The sequence below is a fragment of the Achromobacter sp. Root565 genome (assembly GCF_001427425.1).
Taxonomy (GTDB): Bacteria; Pseudomonadota; Gammaproteobacteria; order Burkholderiales; family Burkholderiaceae_B; genus Achromobacter; species Achromobacter spanius_D.
Genome location: NZ_LMGO01000001.1, coordinates 3,449,312 through 3,466,122 on the forward strand (window position 1 = coordinate 3,449,312; position 16,811 = coordinate 3,466,122).

Here is a 16,811-nt window from a genome sequence, read left to right on the forward strand (position 1 = left end):
CGCTGCAGGCACAAGCATGCTCAAGTCCTGAACTCTCACTCAACATGTCCAGTGACTTCCCAGGACCACTGGTTGGCGCATATGCGAACTGACCTCTGTACCGGCAATGCAACGCTGCCCGATCAAAAAAAGGCCCGCTCTTCATCATACTCTTGCCCGCTAGCGACCGCCGAAAGCGCAACGAGCAGTAGAGAACGGACTGCTGCCAACTGTGCATTGCCTCCACCGGGCGACAAGGCAAACGCTCCTACGCTAGGCAAGCGATGAGGGGAACCTCCCCCGAGTGCACTCGGATGCCGGACAAAGAAGTTCGGGTTGGGAGGCACATCATTGCCGCCTGCTCCATCCCCAGGGAACAAAACATATGCACCGCGGGAGCCCAAAATTCCCTCACGATACGTGTGCATCTTAAAAAGATCCTCCTGCTTGTGCACACGACTCAACTCATCCTGATAGTCAGCACTCGGAGCATCTTGTTCTTCGTTCTCAGTGTCATCAAAGAGCTCCTCCGTTTGCTGCCGCTGCAGTCGGTACTTTGCGTCAAAATGCAGCCAATGAGCGACTGAATTCGGCGCTGCCTGTGTGATTCTTACGCTGAAATCAGGCGCAAATGACGAGGTGTAGCTGCCTTCCCAATTCAATTTGGGCGTTTTGGAGCGCACAAAACGACGGTTATAGAACAAGGAAACGCGAGCCTTCTGGCCATCTGCGGCGGTGAATTCAAAGCGACACTCGCTACGTTGCCCTCTGGAGAGTTGGACACGCAAACCATCGGCTGACACCGAGAGGAAGTTTCCCCCTCCCTTCTCTGCGCAGACTCCAAGTAGGATCTCCCGAAGCATGAAGAAGCACCAATATTCATAGATTTGGTTGACCGGACGAATGTCGCCCACTAAACCGTCCGCGATCTCCGCTCCTTGCTTCCAGGCTAGGCCCAATGACATCCGAAGCGAAAGGTCATAGCGCAGTAGATCCTTGTAGCCGCGTTTGCGAAGAAGCGTTTGAGAGTTGGTCGGAATCTGCGCAAGCGGGCCCACCTCCCGCCACATGGAATGCTGCAACGTATCATCGAGAGCCATAGACCAGCCCCTTGCTTCCCGCGCTGACGCCTTTCGACCTCTACGCTGCATGCCGCCTTCTATACGGCGCGCCAATAAACTGCAATGCTCTAAGAAAGCTTTGACATAGCGGTTCTCAGGGGTGTCGCGCGACTCGAAACTCTCCCGCTGCGGAAGTAGCGACGGGGTATAGCCGCGGAACAGTCTTGCCAAAGGCCCTCCGCGACAAAGATCAGAATATTCGACACCGTCAGCTATAAGCTCCGAATCAGCCTCCACTATCTCGCTAATAGCCACTGTCTCGACGCGCTCGCGCATGCTTCCATGAGGGTCGGATAGGATTTCCTCAAGACTTGCAGGCAGGTTCGCAGCACTCATAACGTGGCGCATCAAGAAATGCAGCGCCGCCTCGTTAGTTGCCAGCACTTCCGCCTGCTCGAACGAAAGCGACACTGGACTATCGTAGGAAAGCAGGAGCTCCGCGGCCTTTTCGGCTAGGCTGTCGAGCAAATCCTTGAATTCCTCGAAGTAACGCAATTTGCGGCATGCAATTTCGGCACGCAGCTCACCGCCGAAAACAGGACTTAGATCGAGCACACCGGCTTGTGACCGCAGTCGCAACTGTCCCGTCACCAGCGTTCGGCCATCTACTTCCTTCCAGCGTCGCGGAGGATCAGATGCGTAGGCGTTTGAAAGTCGCTGCGCAAAGGGCCATGCAGGATTTTCGGAAAGTCGCTGGCGCGCCTCATCAAGCGGAAATGGTGCAAGCACATCCACGTAGTAGTCGGTGTCTTCGCGAAGTTGAAATTTCTCGAAGAGGTGGCCCGCATCGCGCCAACACATGGGAGGAATTCCGCCAGAGAGCACCTGGCCTTCTTGGACTTCAGCTTCCCCAGACAGTAGAGACTCAGCTTCGATCACGGCCACAAGTGGTCCCGCTGCTCCAAGCGCAGCTTCGATGTCGATCCAACAACCCGCGCCCAAATCAAAACGTGCGCGATGCAGCGGAACGTAGCTCATCTCACCTCACGAAGGAGACGTAATTCCGCGACAAAAGCCGAGAGTGCATTTCCTGGAGTTTTTGCCTGCATCGAAAGAATTCCTTGCCTGCGGGTAGTACTAGAGCCTCATCGGACTCGATTCGAGTCGCGAGCTCCGCCCCGATAGAGTATTTGGCGGGCGGATGCGAGTCTGCATGACCGCCCCCTAGAAACGAGTGTAGGGCCTTCAAGCTGTCACCCAGCGCCGAACGGTTTCCGTGGATCTTGGGAAGAACCTTTTGGAATAGAGCTCGATCCAAACCTTCCACCCAACTATCCATCGCGGCGGCAGGCGTCGCGCCATTCGCAATCTGCGCCTTCGTCCACACATGCATGTAGGCGTGCACTTCCTTGACCACTCGATAACCGAACTCGAAGCCAGTAGGAGCGAGTAGCTTGAAGCACCCGTCCAGCGCATGCAGTGTTAGCGCTTTAGCGGTATCCACGTCCGCCTGCGGCACGCCTTGCTTGGTAGCCAGCAGGTTCAATACATCAGCGGGGTTCGAGCCTCGCAACTCGCCTTCCTCACGCTCGTCAATCGCCTCCCGTAGAAGCTGATCTGCCTGGATCAAATCGATCTGAGTGTCGGCGGTTTCGCCTTGAACATATTGGCTCGGTGTCAAGGCCCTCACTTCCAACACATGCGCGCGATCCAGCACCTTCGGCGAAAACATATAAGTCGTTTCGTCGATATTCACGGTTCCCACGTAGAACAGGTTGTGAGGCAACTTCAACGGCTGGTCATTGGTCACCAAAAGCTTAGCTGATTCGGCTTCGGCGGTGGTCGCATCCTCAAGCTCCAACAGCTCGCTAATAACGGCGACCGAGTGCTTGTCGATGATCGGCGCGCTCTCGCCATCCTCGAGGATCGACGATGCCTCCATGAGTGACAAAAATGGGGCAAAGTAACGCTCAACGTGCGATAGGTTCATCTCGTCGAACACCAGAAAATGCGGAATGCTCGTGGAGTTCGGATGGCAAGCTCGCAAGATAATCCGCAAGGTCTCCGTGATCTCGTAACTCTCGTTGGTTTCTGAGCCGTCTTCGCGAGTCCGCAACTGGCCGAAGGGCGTCCTGAATCCCAAGAGCTTTTTCGGTGATGTCCAATCAGGCCCAATCGGCACCAACTGAAAAATCTGACCCTGTACCTGGGCGTCGTAGTTTTCCTGCAGTTGTTCGGCAAGACGCAGCGTGGATCGCGATTTTCCCGTGCCCGATGCTCCGGTGAGGATGACAAAAGGTTTGGCCGCGAGCGCTGTCACTAAGTCTAGGGAGCTTAGTTTTCCAGTCGGTTCGGCCGCTTCCACCGCTTCCGTTGGAGGCAGAGCTAATCCCATCAAGTACATCTCAGGAGCGGCGGGTTCGTCTTGAAGATCAGCTTCGGCAATCTCGCCCAGGGAGTCGTCAAAAAGGGCTGTAATCTCTGCTTCGTTCAACTGATAGTCGGAGACAAATTGATCGCGCAAGGCCCGGAAGCGGGACGCCGGCGTCGCCGCAGTTCCGATGAGTGGATCCAAATCTACCTTGCGGTAGTTCCAAACGGCGGTTTCACCCAAGCTGGGGCGATCAACTCGCGCCGCCTTCAACAGCAGTGCCTCAAGATGTGCCTCATGCCCGGCTCTGAGCCCAGCCCGGCGTGGATCGTCAGTCGTGAGCTCCACCACGTTCTGCCAAGGGTTCCCGCCGATGGTAGAACCTGTTCCGTTCGAGATATATTTTCCGCCGCGAAATCCCGCACGACTGGCTTCTCGGGAAACAAACACATTGAAGATCTGTTTCTCAGCACCAATCGTTATCGTATTGTCCAAGCTGACCCCAGCGAGCTCCTTGGTTGCTTGAAGATAGGGTGCCTGACTTTGCGTGATGGCAACATGCGGAATTTCGGCAAGGGCGAGGGTGCGTTTCAGGATCAAGAAATCCATTAGCGCCGCTTTTGCACGCGTTTCAGCTAGTGCTGCGATGCTTGCTCGGATACGAGCCGCCGTCAGGTACCTTGCCATCTAAGCTTCCTTACTGTTCTTGAGTGCTAGCTCAGCTCTGCCAAGTGCTCAACCATTGCCTGGCAGAATTCCTTCTTGATATCGATACCGATTGCCCTAAATCCATGCTTTCGCGCGAAACTCAAGCTGGTTCCGCTACCTCCAAATGGATCGAGGACAACGCCACCCGCCGGTGTAGTCGATAGTATCGGAATACGAACGAGCTCTTCCGAAAAGCGAGCCTTATGTGCATGGCTTCGGCGAGCGGGGGGGATTTCCCAAGTGTCCTGGGGCGGCAGAATGCTCCCACTTTCGGATTTACGGCCGACTGCAACCTTGTCGAAGTAATACCAGCGCGACTTGACCAAGTGAAACATGTACTCGTGCGACATCGAGCACCTGTCCCGCACTTGGTCAGGAATCGGGTTGGGTTTCACCCATACATTATCGTTTCGAACGATCCAATCCTTGTCCTGCATGGCTATGGCGAAGCGATGGGGTATTAGAAGCAGCTGCTTAGGTTTGCAAAGGAGACCGTCGCCTGAGCGATCTTGAGGCCGAAGACCAAAGCGCCGAGCGCTTTGCTTGGATTCTCCACTCTTGTGCTCACCCTTACCACTCCAATATGTGTCTCCCAGATTGACCCAAAGGCTACCGTTTTCTGCAAGGACGGGCTTGGCGGCATCAAAGCACGAGACGAGTTGGTTGATGAACTCGCGGGGATGTTCCTCCAGTCCAATCTGCCCCTTTTCTCCATAGTCGCGCTGCCCGTAAAACGGTGGGGACGTGACCATGCAGTTGACCAAAACGCCAGCCTTTGCCAAGTGCTTCATGGCCTCACGCACGTCCATGTTGAAGATCAGGACATTGTCGTCGGCATAATATGCTGCCTTGCGTAATGCGGCATTCGCAAACGATTCGGCACTCGCCACTTGCGGAACAAGCGCCAGGTTAGCCTTTGTGGGTTGAGGTTTCTTGTTGGTCGTCTTGCGCTTCTGTGATTGTGAGGGGCTCTGTTTGGCGGATGACTTCGAGATCGCTTCCGCGATCTCGAGTGACACCGCGGGCGGTTCGCCCGCGTAGGGGGAATCTCTTCGCATACTCATTTCGTCGCTGCTTCTACAGCAGCTCTAGCTTGGCCCTTGCCGCCTGCGTGCACTTTGGGCTTGGACTTAGAGGGAATCGGGATATTGTTACTTTCGCAATAGTGGGCGACCAGGACTTCTAGCATGTTCACCATGCTCCGTTGGTCATGATCTGCCGCTGCCTTTAGAGCTCGCTTGAAAGAAGGCGAGACCCTCAAATTGAGGGTGTCACTCTTGACGTCGTTAAATTTCATAGCGCCCCGCAATTGCCTGTGCAGTGCAGGCAGTGTAATACACCTTGGGGGTGTTCGCCCACACCAGGTTCCCAACGAGCCTGCGGCGTCGCTCCCCCTTGTTCCGACATGCAATGAGCGGCGGTCGCATCCTACTTGAAGGGCACGCATAGAGAACGACATGAATCAAGGCGCAACCAAGCGTGTGGTTCGCCCAGCGGCGACCGCGCCGAATCATAGTTGGTCAATGGACTTTGTGGCGGACGGCCTACGCTCGTCGAAGCTCGGCAGGTCCAGCGCGCTACACAGCAGGGAACCCATCATTCAGAAGGCATCAGGACGAATGAACTCCAAACCTGTAATTTCGGACGCGATGCCGTACACGAACTGTCCTGGAGCGGATTTGATGAACTCCGAGAGAAGCCAGTTGTGATTGACGTTGAAGTGGCCTGAAAATGCTATTGGGTCATACCGGCTTAGTTCGCTGAGGCGATGCATTGCAGCGTAGATCAGCACGAGCTGCGAGTTCACAAGCTTGCTGTGATCGACCACAGATTTCTTCAAGTACCATCGATTCTCTGAGGAATAGATAGGAACGACGCGTCGTCGTATGGTCTTGTGATATTTTTTGAAGTCCACGATGCTGCTCTCTATATCATGCCCAGACCACCGAAAGCGTCGCTTTCTACGAATGAAGTGCTTGCTGCCCTCCTCGAACAGCTCGAAGCCCGGTTGAATCAGGCGCTCCGTGTGTGCATTCACGTAGCGTCGATCAATTTCGGCTTGAAACCAAGCCTCGCGAGAACCGTCTCGCCGCATAAAGCAATTGCCAGTCAGCGGAATGAAGAGCTCCGTTGCACTACGGTACGATAAGCAGTACGCGCGGTGTATGAAAGGCATCTGCCAGAAAAGATCCTGCAGGGTGAACGCTGAGCCCGCATTGTTTGGTTCAACCAAATAACTACAAAGTGCAGGAAGCACGCCGGCCCCTTGAAAGTCGACGACCTCATTTGCCAGCGATTTCCGTCCTGGCTCCGCGCGCCCGCCTACCCCATGGTTCTCCGCAAAAACTTGACCCTTTGCCGACAGCAAAGCCTTCGTTGCGTTAAGAAAACAGTAGTACGTTGTTAGTGGCGCCGCGAGATCGGGAAGCGTCTTTGAGGCATCGAAGAAATGTTTCGACTGTTCCCAGTAGAAAAGCGCATTCTTCTTATGTTCCCGCTTCAGCCAAAGAGAGACAAAATCCCAAGGATCAGAGCAGAGAACGCGCTGCGTGCGGAAGTCAGGGTCGATTAGAGACCCGTGTAGACGGACACCCTTACCCGCAATATGAAGTTTGTGTGCTGGCACTAGTCAAGAACCTATGCATCGATCGGGACGTATCACTACTGACGGATTCTAACCGTAGGTTTTAAGTTGTAAAGATATCTATCACCAAGTAGGCGTATGCACAATTCGGCTGATTCCCCTCAGAAAGAGAAGCTAGGCCATGAAAATACGTCGAACTGGATAAAGGTCCGATGAAAAATAGACCGCAATTAGCGGTCTATTCGGTGAAGAAGCCCTAAATTGAAGAGCGTTCGGCGCGAGCGAACTCTATTCCTCGAAAGCGAACTTTAATCACGCTCATCAACCGCCGCCCCGCTCTCCCGCCTCACTCCACCGTCACACTCTTCGCCAGATTCCGCGGCTTATCCACATCCGTACCCCGCGCGCATGCCGTGTGATACGACAGCAACTGCAGCGGCACCGTGTGAAGAATCGGCGACAGCTTGCCGTAGTGTTCCGGCATGCGGATCACGTGCATGCCTTCGGCGCTCTGAATCTTGCTGTCGGCGTCGGCAAACACATACAACTCACCGCCACGCGCGCGCACTTCCTGCATGTTGGACTTCAGCTTTTCCAGCAGTTCGTCCTTGGGCGCGATGGTGACGACCGGCATGTGCTCGGTGACCAGCGCCAGCGGGCCGTGCTTGAGTTCGCCGGCCGGGTAGGCTTCGGCGTGGATGTAGCTGATTTCCTTGAGCTTGAGCGCGCCTTCCAGGGCGATCGGGTAGTGCATGCCGCGGCCCAGGAACAGGGCGTTTTCTTTCGAGGCAAAACGGTCGGCCCAGGCCATGATCTGGGGTTCCAGCGCCAGCACCGAACCGATGGCGGACGGCAGGTGGCGCAGGGCCTTCAGGTGCTCGGCTTCCTGCTCTTCCGTGAGGTTGCCGCGCGACTGCGCGAGCGTCAGGGTCAGGAGGAACAGCGCGGTGAGCTGGGTGGTGAAGGCCTTGGTCGAGGCCACGCCGATTTCGACGCCGGCGCGCGTGATGTACGACAGCTTGCACTCGCGCACCATGGCGCTGGTGGACACGTTGCAGATGGTCAGCGTGTTTTCCATGCCCAGCGATCGGGCGTGCTTCAGCGCGGCCAGCGTGTCGGCGGTTTCGCCGGACTGCGAGATCGTGACGACCAGCGAGCGCGGGTTCGGCACGCTGTCGCGGTAGCGGTATTCGCTGGCGATTTCGACGGCGACCGGGATCTTGGCGATGGATTCGATCCAGTACTTGGCGGTCAGGCCGGCGTAGTAGCTGGTGCCGCAGGCCAGGATCAGCAGCGAGTCGACTTCCTTGAAGATCTTGAAGGCGTCGTCGCCAAAGAGTTCAGGCGTGATGGACTCGATGTCTTGCAGGGTGTCGCCGACCGCGCGCGGCTGCTCGAAGATTTCCTTCTGCATGTAGTGGCGGTAGGGACCCAGCTCGGCGGCGCCGGTGTGCACGTGCACGGTGTGCACTTCACGGTCGACGTTCTTGCCGGCGGCGTCGACGATCCAGACGCGCGAGAGCTGCAGGTCGACGACATCGCCGTCTTCCAGGTAGATGATCTGGTCGGTCGTGCCGGCCAGCGCCAGCGCGTCGGACGCGAGGAAGTTTTCGTTCTGGCCCACGCCCACTACCAGCGGCGAGCCTTGGCGCGCGCCGACCACACGGTGCGGTTCGTCGCGGCAGAACACGGCAATCGCATACGCGCCATGCAGGCGGCGCACGGCGTTCTGCACCGTTTCGAAGAGGTCGCCGGAATACAGGTGATTCACCAGGTGCGCGATGACCTCGGTGTCGGTCTGGCTCTCGAAGACATAGCCGACGGCTTGCAGCTCGGCGCGCAGCTCGTCGTGGTTTTCGATGATGCCGTTGTGGACGAGCGCGATGCGCGGCTCGTCGTTGCCCAGGTGCGAAAAGTGCGGGTGGGCGTTGTGCGTGGCGGGCACGCCATGCGTGGCCCAGCGGGTGTGGGCGATGCCGGTGAAGCCTTGGACCTTGTCCTGCGCAACCTGATCGGCCAGCTCGGCCACGCGCTGCGTGCTGCGCGTGCGGCGCAGATGGCCGTCGGCGTAGACGGCGACGCCGCAGGAGTCATAGCCGCGGTATTCCAGGCGCTTCAGGCCTTCAACGAGGATCGGGGTGATGTCGCGCTGGGCGACGGCGCCAACAATGCCGCACATAGGAGTGACTCCGGGTAAGTTCAGTACGGACGCATTGTGCGCGCCCCTTCAAGAAATTTGATTTCTTTATGTTGGCCATTTTGGCATTTAATTCCCTTACATAAGTGTGATTAAATTATCTTTCGTCCAAGTGACAGTTTTGAATTAATCATGCAAAACACACCAAATCCGCTGCCCGAACTCGATGATCTGGACCGGCGCATTCTTGAACAGTTACAAGAAGACAGCTCGCTGACCAACCAGGACCTGGCCGCGCGCGTGCACGCGTCGCCCCCGACCTGCCTGCGGCGGGTGCGGCGATTGGTGGAAGAAGGAGTGATCGATCGCCAGGTGGCGATCCTGTCGGCCGAGAAGCTGGGCAGCACGCTGACGGCGATCGTGGAGATCACGCTGGATGTGCAGGCCGCCGAAAGCCTGGACGCGTTCGAGCAAAGCATGCTGACCGAACCCGCGGTGCTGCAGTGCTACCGGGTGTCGCCGGGTCCGGATTTTGTGGTGATCGCGCAAGTGAAGGACATGCCGGCGTACCACGCGCTGGTGCACCGGGCGTTCACGGCGCAGGCCAACGTGCGCAATGTGCGCACGTTTTTTTCGGTGCATCGCGCCAAGTTCGAGACGCGGATCGATGTGCGGGGTTGAGGCGCGGCTTTAGAACAGCCGCAGAGGCGGTTTACTTGCGACCCACCAACCGCTCAAACTGCGCCAGATAGCGATTCCCCATCTTCTGCACGTCATGCTCATTGCGCACGTACTCATACGCGCGCTCGGTGACCTCATGACGAAACGCCGCGTCATCCAGGCAACGCGCCATGCCGGCCGCCATCGCCTGATGATCACCCACGGCGCATAGCACGCCGCGGCCGTCGGCCAGGCTTTCCTTCAGGCCGCCGGCGTCGGTGGAGACGACCGGCACGCGTTGCAGGAAGGCGTCCAGCACGCTGCTGCCCAGCGCTTCTTCCTCGGAGCTCATGACGAAGACATCGAGGATGCTGTAGAAGTCTTCCACGCCCTTCCTAAAGCCGGCAAAGCGGTAGACGTCTTCGATGCCCAGCTTGCGGGCCTCGTCCTTGGCCTGCTGTTCGCGATCGCCGCCGGCGCCGAAATGCAGGAAAACGAAGTCGCGGCGCGTCTTGGCCAGTTCACCGACGGCGCGCACGAGCGTGACCGGGTCCTTGTCGCGGATCAGGGCCGCGGAGGTCGCCATGACCTTCTTGCCCTGAAGGTCGAACTCGCGCACCAGGTTGGCGACGTTCTCGGCGTTGATCTGATGGGGTTCGACGGCGCTGCGGATGATGACAGGTTCGATGCCCAGGCGGCGCGGCTCGCCCGCGGCCATCTCGCTGATGGCAACAAACAGATCCGTGTGGCGCCACTTGTAGCCGGTCTTCCATTCGTCGCCCGGCTTGACCACGAACGACGTGCGGCGCGAGAACACCACCGGCCGGCGGTGCAGCCATTTGGTCAGCACGGCCCACGTGATGGTGTTGGCGGTCTGCGCGTGGATGATGTCGTAGCGGCCGGCGCCGGCCAGAAACGCAAGCTGTCCGGGCACGTTGCGCACGGTGTGTGCGACAAATCCTTCCTGGCGGGCGCGCTCGGCCAGCGGCGCGCCTTCGCGGCACATCACTTCGACGTCATGGCCCGCCTTGCGGAAGGCGCGCATGCAATACAGCGTCTGGCGTTCGCCGCCGCGCCAGCCTTTTTCGAAGTTCAGTTGCAGGATCTTCATGCGCGGCCGATGCCCGAGTATTCAAAGCCCAGGCCGCGCACGTCGGCCGGCGTGTACAGATTGCGGCCATCGATGATGAGCGGCGTCTTGAGCAGCGCCTTGACGCGATCGAAGTCGGGCGCGCGGAAGACCTTCCATTCGGTGGCGATGAGCAGCGCGTCCGCGCCGTCCAGCGCGTCGTACATGTCGGTGGCGAAGCTGACGCCTTGATGGCCGGCCAGCACGCGGCCGGCTTCGTGCATGGCCACGGGATCGTAGGCGCGCACTTCGGCGCCGCGGCGCGTGAGTTCGGCGATGACGGTCAGGCTGGGCGCCTCGCGCATGTCGTCGGTGTTGGGCTTGAAGGACAGGCCCCACAAAGCGATCTTGCGGCCGCTCAGGTCTTCGCCAAAGCGCGCGACCAGCTTTTCGGAAAGGCGGAACTTCTGCGCGTGGTTCGCGGCTTCGGCGGCCTCGATGACGCGCATCGGCAGGCCGTGTTCGGACGCGGTGTTGGCGAGGGCTTGCACGTCCTTAGGAAAGCACGAGCCGCCGTAGCCCGCGCCGGGATACAGGAAGTGATAGCCGATGCGCGGATCCGCGCCAATGCCGCGGCGCACCTGTTCGACGTCGGCGCCCAGCACTTCGGCCAGGTTCGCCATTTCGTTCATGAACGAGATGCGCGTGGCCAGCATGGCGTTGGCGGCGTACTTGGTCAGCTCGGCGGAGCGCACGTCCATCACCATCAGGCGGTCGTGCGTGCGCTGGAATGGCTCGTAGATGCGGCGCATGACGCCGATCGTGTAGTCGTCGTCCGCGCCGACGATGACGCGGTCCGGACTCATGAAGTCGTTGATGGCCGCGCCTTCCTTCAGGAATTCCGGATTGGACGCCACCGTGAACGGCAGATCCACACCGCGCTCGGCCAGTTCCTTGGCGACCGCGGCGCGTACCTTGTCGGCCGTGCCGACGGGCACCGTGGACTTGTCCACGATCAGCTTGCGAGAGGTCATGTGGCGCGCGATGTTCTGCGCGGCCGCCAGCACGTACTTGAGGTCGGCCGAACCGTCTTCGCCAGGCGGGGTGCCCACCGCGATGAACTGGACATCGCCGAATGCCACGCTCTGCGCGACGTCATCGGTGAAGTGCAAGCGCCCGGCCTGCACGTTGCGGCGCACCAGGTCTTCGAGGCCCGGCTCGTAAATGGGGATGCCGCCCTGGCGCAGCAGCGCGATCTTGGCCGCGTCCACGTCCAGGCACATGACATCGTTGCCCATGTCGGCCAGGCACGCTCCCGACACCAATCCTACGTAACCGGTACCCACGACCGTGATTTTCATGCCTGTGCGCCTTCAAATAGGTAATCTTTGCGCCCGGAAAGTGAAACCGGGCGCCGGCCGCCATTATAGAAGCGGCCCGCGCCCGGGGGTCCGAGCGGGTTTCAAGCGGCAGTAGCGGCCCCTAGGCCCGCAGTTTGTTGAAGCGGACGGTGTTGACCACCACGGCCAGCGCCGCGCACACCGTGCCCAGAACCAGAGCCAGCCCTGGTCCGTGGGCCGCGCTGACGCTGAAGGCGATGGCCACCAGCGCGGTGCCGAAGCTCTGCCCGAAAACACGCGTCGTGGCCTGCAGGCCGCCAGCCGCACCGCTGCGCAGCCGGGGCGCGGCAGACAGCAGCGCGCGGTTGTTCGGCGTCTGGAAAAAGCCGAAGCCCACGCCGGCCACGAACATGCCGGCGATGACGGGCCAGTTCGACACCGTGGACGGCAAGAGCGCCAGCCAGAGCATGCCCGCAACCATCGTGGCCGCGCCAATGCCGCTGAGCGTGGCGGCGGAATAGCGGTCGGACAGACGTCCGGCCAGCGGCGCGATGATGGCCGTGCCGACCGGCCACGCGCCCATCAGCAGGCCCACTTCCAGATAAGGCCGGCCAAGCACCTGCTGGAAGTAAAACGGCAGCGACACATAGGAAGCCATCTGCGCGGCAAAGGTGCAGGCCGACGCGCCCACCGCAAACGCCAGCGGCCGGATGCGCAGCAGGTCCACCGGCACCAGCGGCGCGGTCTGCTGGCTGGCGCGCCGCACCAGCACCAGACCCGCCACCGCCGAGATCGCGACCAGGCCGATGCCGCGCAGCAGGTCCTCGCCCATCATGTCCACGCCGGAGATGAACACGCCCAGCGTTGCCATGCAGAGCAGCGCGCTGACCCAATCCAGCTTGACGTTGTTGCGGGGCACTTCGGGCAGATGACGCAGGCCGAACATGGCAAGCGCGCAGATCGGCAGGTTGACGGCAAAGATCCACGGCCAAGGCGCCACGGACAGGATCGCCGAGCCGATGGTGGGGCCAAGCACCGACATCACTGCCACCGTGGTGGCGTTGATGCTGATGCCCCGCCCCAACATCTTGAGCGGATAGATGTTGCGCACCAGGCCGCCGAACATGCACATGAGCGTGGCGGCGCCCAGCCCCTGGAACACGCGCGCGGCGGTCAACTGCCACAACGTGCCGGCCAGCGCGCAGCCCAGCGAGGCCAGCGTGAACAGCACCAGCCCGAACGTGAACATGCGGCGAAAGCCGATGCGCTCGGCCAGCGCGGACAGCGGCAAGAGCGCCATCACGACGGCCAGGTTGTAAGCGTTGACGATCCAGACCGCCTGCGCGGGCAGGGCGTCGAGATCCTTGGCGATCGTGGGCAGCGCCACATTGGCGATGGTGGTGTCCAGCACCGACAGGCTGATGCCCGTCATCACGGTGGCCGCCGCCCAGTACCGGCGCGGCGCCGGCAAGCCGTCGGGCGGCGCGGGCTTGGCCCCGCCCCCCGCGGCCGCCTCCTGTTCCTGCGTCACGACTTCTTTACCGGGCGTTGCCATCCGTCAACGGTGATCTGCTTGGGACGCGACACCGTCAGCTTGTCGGCCGGTGCGTCGCGCGTGAGGGTGGTGCCGGCGCCCAGCGTGGCGCCGCGGCCGACGCGCACGGGCGCGACAAGCTGCGTGTCCGAGCCGATGAAGGCGTCGTCTTCGATGACGGTGCGGTGCTTGTTGACGCCGTCGTAGTTGCAGGTGATGGTGCCCGCGCCCACGTTCACGCGCGCGCCGATATCCGCATCGCCGATGTAGGCAAGGTGGTTCGCCTTGCTGTCCGCGCCCAGCACGCTTTTCTTGATCTCGACGAAGTTGCCGACGTGGCTGCGGTCGCCCAATTCGGCGCCGGGACGCAGGCGGGCGTAGGGACCCACGCGTGCATCGCGGCCCACTTCGGCCTGCTGCAGGTGGCTGAAGGCTTCGATCTGCGTGCCAGCGCCAACGCTGACATCGCGCAGCACGCAATGCGGGCCCACGCGCACGCCGTCGGCCAGCGACACCTGGCCTTCGAAGACGCAGCCCACGTCGATGAACACGTCGCGGCCGCAGGTAAGCGTGCCGCGCACGTCAAAGCGGGCGGGGTCGGCCAGCGTCACGCCGGCTTCGAGCTGGCGGCGGGCCTGCTCGGCTTGCCAGCGGCGCTCCAGTTCGGCCTGCTGCACGCGGCTGTTCACGCCCAGCGTTTCCCATCCAGCGCCCGGCTGGGCCGCGCCCACGGGCACTTCGTCGACCACGGCCAGCCCAACCACGTCGGTCAGGTAAAACTCGCCCTGGGCGTTGTTGTTGTCAATGCGGGTCAGCCAGTTCTTCAGCTTGGCGGTCGGCGCGCTGAGGATGCCGGTGTTCACTTCCTTGATCTCGCGCTCGGCTTCCGAAGCGTCCTTGTGTTCGACGATGCGGCACACGTTGCCGTTGGCGTCGCGCACGATGCGGCCATAGCCGGTGGAATCGGCCAGCACTTCGGTCAGCACGGCGGCGCCCTGGCCGCGTGCTTCCAGCAAACGCTGCAGCGTTTCCGGCTGCACCAGCGGCACGTCGCCGTACAGCACCAGCGTGACATCGTCCTTGCCATCGCCTTCCAGCAGCAGCGGCACGGCCTGTTGCACGGCGTGACCCGTGCCCTGTTGCGGTTGCTGCAACACGAAATGCAGGTCGGGTTGGCCTTCGAACGCCTGCTTGACGCGATCGGCGCCATGGCCGACCACCACGATGATGCGCGCGGGCTTCAACTGGCGCGCGCTGTCCAGCACGTGCGACAGCATGGGTTTGCCGGCCAGCGTGTGCAGCACTTTGGGAAGGTCGGACTGCATACGTTTACCCAGTCCGGCGGCAAGAATCACAACATTAAGCATAAGTTCCAGTAGGTTGAGAGACGGGCGGGCGGCCTTGCGGCCGACCCGCGTGTCGATTGAAGGATGGGTTCAGGGCTTGCCGTCGGCAGGCCCGTTTTTCTTGGTGGTCTTGGCCGTGCGCTTGGTGGCGGCCGGCTTGCGCGCGGCGGCGGGTTTGGCGGACGGCTTTCCGGTCGTGGCGCGCGGCTCGGCCGACGCCTTGGGACTCGCGGGCTCGGCCTTGGCCTTTGCGGCGCCGGCAGCACCCGGTGCCTCCGGCGTGCCGGCGGGCATGGACGCGGCGGTGGCGGCGGCGATCTGATTGAACTGCTGTTGCAGCAGGTCCCACCACGCCTTGGACGCCGACTGCGCCGCGGCGCCCATCTGCTCGCTCATGGCGGCGGCCGATTCGGGTCCCGCGCCGGCGGATGCGCCCGTGCCTTCCGGGTTGATGCCGGACTGCGCGCCGGCGTTTTCCTTTTCCTTGGCAGCGGTCGCGCTGCTGGACGGCGCAGACCCTGCCGGCTTCGCAGCGGGCTTCAACCCCAGCGCGACTTCCAGCGGCGACGGCGCGGCGCCATCCTGGCTTGCGCCCATATCCATCCGCGATGCGCTGTCCACGAAGGCGCGCAAGGTGCTGATGGTGGAGCGCTGCACCTCCATGCCCTGGATGGTGCTGGAGAGCATGCTGAGATTCATGCGCAGCCAGTTTTCCACCGAGCGGAGCTCGGCGATGCGGCGGTCCAGGTCTTCAAGATTCATCGGCGGCGCCATGGGCAGGCTGCTGGCGAGGCCGCCGGGTCCGGTCAACCCGGCCCACGCCTGGCGCATCATCTCCATGCTGGCCAGCAGCGGATTGCCCGACAGATCAGAGCTCTGGCCCATGCCGGGCAGGACGAACGGGTTGTTGTATTGGTCGCTCATTCCAGGTCTCTCCATAGTCGGGTGTTTGCTGCCGGCGGCCGGGCTCACCCGGGCAGCAGTTGATTGTTCTCCACGCGCACGTGGTCGCCGGAGGCGAACGCGAACGGCTGCGCGCTACGGAACTGGCGCGTGCTGCCGTCATTCATGCGCACTGTGAGCTCATAGTGCGTCACTGTTTGTTGCTGTCTGATATTACGCTCAACTTCACGGCCTGCCAAAGCACCGCCGACCGCGCCCAGCACCGTCAGCGCCGTCTTGCCGTTGCCTCCGCCAAACTGATTACCCACAACGCCGCCAGCCACGCCGCCGGCGATGGTGCCGACCAGATGGTTGCTGTCGTCCTTGGTGGGCACCTGCACCTGGCGGATGGTCTGGACCACGCCGCAGGTCGCGCAGGCGGGCTGCGCGGGCGCCGCCGCTGGACGGGGAGCCTGAGCGGGCTGCGATTGCTGCGCCTGATGCATCTGACCGGCGGGCCTGCCCGCGCCCGGCGGCGCGGTGTTTGCGGCCGTGTTCGTGGCGGTGGCGGGTTCAGCTGCCGGCGCCGGCGCCAGGTTGGCGTCCTCGGGCCCGGCCTCGGCGACGGCGGCTTCCGCGTGCGGATTGGCCGACGGCGACGGCAGCCAGCCCAGCACGGCGGCCACGCCCACCGAGCACATGACGATGACGGCGATCGCCGCGGCGGCAAGCAGCGGATGCAAGCCGCGGCGCGGCGACGCGGAAGAGGTCGAAGTATTCATGACGATGCTCCATCGTAACTAACCGGCAGTGGTATAGCACCCGCGCGCGGTTTCGGCATGTTGCGATGGTGACCCTTCATTGCAGGGCAGATGGAGGGTGGACAGGGTGGGGCATTCGTGGACAATAGGCCCATGGATTCGATCACGCTGACCCAACTGGAACAGGCAATCAACTACTGGCGCAACACGTCGCCCTCGGTGGGAGAAGAGTCGCGCCTGTGCCCCGAGGCAGCCGCGTTGGCCACCCCCTACGCGCTGATGATCATCGGCCATCAGCGCGAAATCGCCGCCACGGAACTCGGCGAAAAAGCGCGCGCCGCGCTGGCCGCGTGGGCGGCTGCAAAGGTCTGAGCAGGCT

The 16,811-nt window shown here is 61.5% G+C and carries 13 protein-coding genes; 2 read left to right on the forward strand and 11 right to left on the reverse strand.

Going from position 1 to position 16,811, the window contains the following annotated elements; translation table 11 throughout:
- Nucleotides 1-122 precede the first annotated feature (122 nt).
- From ASD71_RS27720 to glmS, 5 genes are all read right to left on the reverse strand, one after another.
- Nucleotides 123-2,078: a DUF2357 domain-containing protein gene (locus ASD71_RS27720; RefSeq protein ID WP_082578910.1), complete on the reverse strand. Its 1,956-nt coding sequence runs from the start codon at nucleotides 2,076-2,078 to the stop codon at nucleotides 123-125.
- Nucleotide 2,079: 1 nt separating this feature from the next.
- Complete coding sequence (locus tag ASD71_RS15320) at nucleotides 2,080-4,098, reverse strand: McrB family protein (protein WP_056565489.1); 2,019 nt, start codon at nucleotides 4,096-4,098, stop codon at nucleotides 2,080-2,082.
- A gap of 26 nt (nucleotides 4,099-4,124) precedes the next feature.
- Nucleotides 4,125-5,183: a site-specific DNA-methyltransferase gene (locus ASD71_RS15325; protein WP_082578911.1), complete on the reverse strand. Its 1,059-nt coding sequence runs from the start codon at nucleotides 5,181-5,183 to the stop codon at nucleotides 4,125-4,127.
- A gap of 536 nt (nucleotides 5,184-5,719) precedes the next feature.
- Entirely contained in the window at nucleotides 5,720-6,745 is a 1,026-nt protein-coding gene (locus tag ASD71_RS15330; protein WP_056565492.1) for a YaaC family protein, read from the reverse strand.
- A gap of 304 nt (nucleotides 6,746-7,049) precedes the next feature.
- The gene (gene glmS / locus ASD71_RS15335) at nucleotides 7,050-8,882 is read right to left on the reverse strand and encodes a glutamine--fructose-6-phosphate transaminase (isomerizing) (protein WP_056565495.1); all 1,833 of its coding nucleotides are present in this window, start codon (nucleotides 8,880-8,882) and stop codon (nucleotides 7,050-7,052) included.
- 150 nt (nucleotides 8,883-9,032) lie between these two features.
- Here glmS and ASD71_RS15340 point away from each other — a divergent pair, with 150 nt between their 5' ends.
- Nucleotides 9,033-9,521, forward strand: coding sequence for an Lrp/AsnC family transcriptional regulator (locus ASD71_RS15340; protein ID WP_056565500.1), 489 nt, complete (start codon nucleotides 9,033-9,035; stop codon nucleotides 9,519-9,521).
- Nucleotides 9,522-9,552: 31 nt separating this feature from the next.
- Here the strand turns inward: ASD71_RS15340 and ASD71_RS15345 are convergent, their stop codons facing one another.
- The 6 genes from ASD71_RS15345 to ASD71_RS15370 form a co-directional block, all read right to left on the reverse strand.
- Nucleotides 9,553-10,611 carry a glycosyltransferase family 4 protein gene (locus tag ASD71_RS15345; RefSeq protein WP_056565503.1) on the reverse strand — a complete coding sequence of 353 codons (1,059 nt, stop codon included), beginning with the start codon at nucleotides 10,609-10,611 and terminating at the stop codon, nucleotides 9,553-9,555.
- A complete protein-coding gene (locus ASD71_RS15350) occupies nucleotides 10,608-11,930 on the reverse strand; it encodes a UDP-glucose/GDP-mannose dehydrogenase family protein (RefSeq protein ID WP_056565505.1) in 1,323 nt (440 codons plus the stop codon). Before ASD71_RS15350 ends, ASD71_RS15345 begins: the two co-directional genes overlap by 4 nt.
- A gap of 121 nt (nucleotides 11,931-12,051) precedes the next feature.
- Entirely contained in the window at nucleotides 12,052-13,440 is a 1,389-nt protein-coding gene (locus ASD71_RS15355; RefSeq protein ID WP_235512147.1) for an MFS transporter, read from the reverse strand.
- Complete coding sequence (gene glmU, locus ASD71_RS15360; protein ID WP_056565512.1) at nucleotides 13,437-14,810, reverse strand: bifunctional UDP-N-acetylglucosamine diphosphorylase/glucosamine-1-phosphate N-acetyltransferase GlmU; 1,374 nt, start codon at nucleotides 14,808-14,810, stop codon at nucleotides 13,437-13,439. Before glmU ends, ASD71_RS15355 begins: the two co-directional genes overlap by 4 nt.
- A gap of 69 nt (nucleotides 14,811-14,879) precedes the next feature.
- The gene (locus ASD71_RS15365; protein WP_056565515.1) at nucleotides 14,880-15,713 is read right to left on the reverse strand and encodes a PhaM family polyhydroxyalkanoate granule multifunctional regulatory protein; all 834 of its coding nucleotides are present in this window, start codon (nucleotides 15,711-15,713) and stop codon (nucleotides 14,880-14,882) included.
- Nucleotides 15,714-15,757: 44 nt separating this feature from the next.
- Complete coding sequence (locus tag ASD71_RS15370) at nucleotides 15,758-16,453, reverse strand: glycine zipper 2TM domain-containing protein (protein ID WP_056565518.1); 696 nt, start codon at nucleotides 16,451-16,453, stop codon at nucleotides 15,758-15,760.
- 132 nt (nucleotides 16,454-16,585) lie between these two features.
- Here ASD71_RS15370 and ASD71_RS15375 point away from each other — a divergent pair, with 132 nt between their 5' ends.
- The gene (locus ASD71_RS15375; protein ID WP_056565522.1) at nucleotides 16,586-16,804 is read left to right on the forward strand and encodes a DUF3717 domain-containing protein; all 219 of its coding nucleotides are present in this window, start codon (nucleotides 16,586-16,588) and stop codon (nucleotides 16,802-16,804) included.
- The last annotated feature ends 7 nt before the right edge of the window (nucleotides 16,805-16,811 follow it).